Source organism: Bradyrhizobium sp. (assembly GCF_049581145.1).
In the GTDB taxonomy this organism is placed as follows: Bacteria; Pseudomonadota; Alphaproteobacteria; order Rhizobiales; family Xanthobacteraceae; genus Bradyrhizobium.
Genome location: NZ_JBAURI010000545.1, coordinates 1 through 2454, shown reverse-complemented (window position 1 = coordinate 2454; position 2454 = coordinate 1). Strand labels below are relative to the sequence as shown.

Sequence of the window (2454 nt, the reverse complement as noted above, 5' to 3'; positions counted from 1 at the left end):
CCGTAATCTCGCGCTGATCCCGGGCAACCGTGCCACCAACGCGCCGCAGGAAAAACCAACTCTTAAAATCAAACTGCCGCCGTTCGATTTCGAAGGGGGATGTGAATGCGCCATGAACGCCGACCGAACAGCGAGGACGTGGAGACAATCACCTCCACGGCCTACACCTTTCACTTTCAAATCTCGAACAACGGCGGAAGACGTGCTTGCAGCGTCGAGGTGCAGGCGCCCAATATCGGCGACGCCACGGCCTTCTTTCGCCAGAACTGGGCGATGATCGAGTCGATGGCGCGCGGTGGTCTCACCGCCCCGGCTGGCGATGACCGGACAATCAGGTTGGCGATGCCCGGACATCAGGATCGCGTCTGATCTGCCTGATCCGGTCCGCGCCGCGAGGCTCGGCGGCGCCTGCCATGATTTGATGAAGGTCCAAAAGCCGGCGCGCGCCCGACAACGGCCGCGTCGCGGCCGGTCCCGGTGATAACGCCTGCCCTGACTTCCGATCGACAACCGCTTCGAATTTGCCGAGGTCCCTTACGTAGGCACCTCGCCCGGGCGATCGGCTTCGATCTGGGCGATCGCGGTGTTGATGATGCCGCAGACCCGCTTTACCTCGTCCTCGGTCCACGCATGCGGGTTGAGGGCGATCGCGGTCTTCAAGGTCTGAAAGACCTGAAAGACGGCTTCCGGCGGACGCATGCCGCCCATGGTTTTCGCCATGATGCGCATCCGGCTCAGAAGCCCTTCGATGGCCGGCCGCTCTTCGCCGAGCACCTTGCGTCCCTCATCGGTGATCGCAAACAGCTTCCTGGCGCTCTCGGTCGATGTGCCCTCGATCTGTCCCATGTCTTCCAGCAAACTGAGGATCGGATAAACCGATCCCGGGCTCGGCGAATAGGCGCCCCCGACGAGCTGCTCCACCGCCTTGATCAGTTCATAGCCATGGCGCGGCTTCTCGCCGATCAGCCAGAGCAGCAGCAAGCGCAGATCACCGGGACCGAAGAAACGGCCGCCGCCGCCGCGGCCAACGCCCTCTCGTCCTCCGCGTCCGAAGCCATCAAAAAAGCCGCGGTGCCGCCCTCCCCGCGGGCCGTCATCTCGCTCGCTGAGCCGGAGGTCCTCGTCTGCAAAGCCGCGCCAGCGTCCGTGGCGACCGCGGAACTGGTGGTCGGCTCCGTGATCGCGGCCGTAGCCGCGCCCATGCCCATGCCCATGCCCATGCCCATGCCCATGCCCATGCCCATGCCCATGCCCATGCCCATGCCCACAGTTTCGGCTGGGTGCCTCATCATTAGGTAGTCGCATTTGATATAATCTCCATTTCGTACGAACGATATATCGTTATGATGCATCGATTGTCAAGTCCGTCGCCCCGGCTTACCGAGACTGTCGGCAAGGCGCCAAAATCATGGCTTTGCGAGACGCCGAGCCAGGGTGGGCCCGGACATCCGGATTTCGGCGCAAGCCATGCTCGCAGGACTCAGCCGGGAGTCCCGGCGCACGCGACGTCGAGAATTGCGGTGAAAGCTAACCTGTGGCGAACCAGATCGCGTCTTCGGTCCAGCCCAGTGCGGCGAACTCATCGGCGCGCAAATGGGCCTCGCCGGCGCAGAAAAGCTCGTTCAGTTGTGGCGGGGCCACCGGCGTGCCGCTCATCATGGCGTGGGCCTGGCCGCGATGGTGGACCTGATGCTGGAACAGGTGCAGCAGCAGGCGGTCCAGCCTCTCCTGCTGAACCCGGTTCTCGCGATGCACCAAGACCACCCGCTGGAGGGCCGGCCCGTCCAGCTTCCGCACGACGGCCAGCAGGCGGCGATCGATCTCGGCCTGCGCTTGCCGCAGCAGGGCCACCGTTCCACACGGCTCCGGATCGGACCAGGCTGCCGGCCCGAGGTCGCCCCCCTCCATCGCGTCGACATAAAACCTGTCGACGACCAGGATGTGGTTCAGCGTCGCGCGAAGGCTGGGAAAGAAGCCGGTCCGCCGTTTTTCGAATTCAGCCTGCGAGAGCTGGGTGCAGGCGGCGAGCAGGCGATGGTTGCACCAGGCGTCGTTATACGCCATGGCCCGGTAGGGTAGCGCGAGATCGTCGGCTGAAGGCGGCTCAAGCGCCGGCATGACCTGTCAATCCTGCAGCGCGGTCGCGATCCGATTGAGCCGGGCGTCGATCGCCGCAATCTCGCTCTTCAGCGCCGCAATCTGCGGTCCCGTGGCTGGATCCATCACACCGACCGGCGTGCCGCAAACGGCGCACTGGACGAGCGCGAGTTTGTGGCTCGCGCCGAGCGGCGTGAACAGCGCCAGTTCAAAGCTGTGTCCGGCGCATTTGGGGCATGTCGAGAGCGCCATTCGGATTCCCGCGGACCGACCTTGATGTCGATATCATCGATCAAGAGCTAACGGTCCGCAACCAGCCAACAGGCTTTCAGCGTCAAACAATGCGGATTTGCGGGC

Annotated in this window: 5 protein-coding genes; 1 reads left to right on the top strand and 4 read right to left on the bottom strand. The window is 64.1% G+C overall.

Annotated features, from left to right (window positions below; all coding sequences use genetic code 11):
• The first annotated feature begins 105 nt into the window (after positions 1-105).
• A complete protein-coding gene (locus WCB02_RS17810; RefSeq protein ID WP_423959989.1) occupies positions 106-369 on the top strand; it encodes a hypothetical protein in 264 nt (87 codons plus the stop codon).
• A gap of 165 nt (positions 370-534) precedes the next feature.
• Here WCB02_RS17810 and WCB02_RS17805 read toward each other — a convergent pair whose 3' ends face one another.
• The 4 genes from WCB02_RS17805 to WCB02_RS17790 form a co-directional block, all read right to left on the bottom strand.
• On the bottom strand, positions 535-981 hold the full coding sequence (locus WCB02_RS17805) for a PadR family transcriptional regulator (RefSeq protein ID WP_423959987.1): 447 nt from the start codon (positions 979-981) through the stop codon (positions 535-537).
• Positions 963-1262, bottom strand: a complete 300-nt coding sequence (locus tag WCB02_RS17800; protein ID WP_423959985.1) for a hypothetical protein — start codon at positions 1260-1262, stop codon at positions 963-965. Before WCB02_RS17800 ends, WCB02_RS17805 begins: the two co-directional genes overlap by 19 nt.
• 265 nt (positions 1263-1527) lie before the next feature.
• Complete coding sequence (locus WCB02_RS17795; protein WP_423959984.1) at positions 1528-2118, bottom strand: DinB family protein; 591 nt, start codon at positions 2116-2118, stop codon at positions 1528-1530.
• A gap of 6 nt (positions 2119-2124) precedes the next feature.
• Positions 2125-2349 carry a hypothetical protein gene (locus tag WCB02_RS17790; protein WP_423959981.1) on the bottom strand — a complete coding sequence of 75 codons (225 nt, stop codon included), beginning with the start codon at positions 2347-2349 and terminating at the stop codon, positions 2125-2127.
• Positions 2350-2454 lie beyond the last annotated feature (105 nt).

What these genes read in the sequence shown, in the direction of transcription:
- WCB02_RS17810 (WP_423959989.1), top strand. Translation starts at nt 106, where the DNA reads ATGCGCCATGAACGCCGACCGAACAGCGAGGACGTGGAGACAATCACC.
- WCB02_RS17800 (WP_423959985.1), bottom strand. Translation starts at nt 1,262, where the DNA reads ATGGGCATGGGCATGGGCATGGGCATGGGCATGGGCATGGGCATGGGC.
- WCB02_RS17795 (WP_423959984.1), bottom strand. Translation starts at nt 2,118, where the DNA reads ATGCCGGCGCTTGAGCCGCCTTCAGCCGACGATCTCGCGCTACCCTAC.
- WCB02_RS17790 (WP_423959981.1), bottom strand. Translation starts at nt 2,349, where the DNA reads ATGGCGCTCTCGACATGCCCCAAATGCGCCGGACACAGCTTTGAACTG.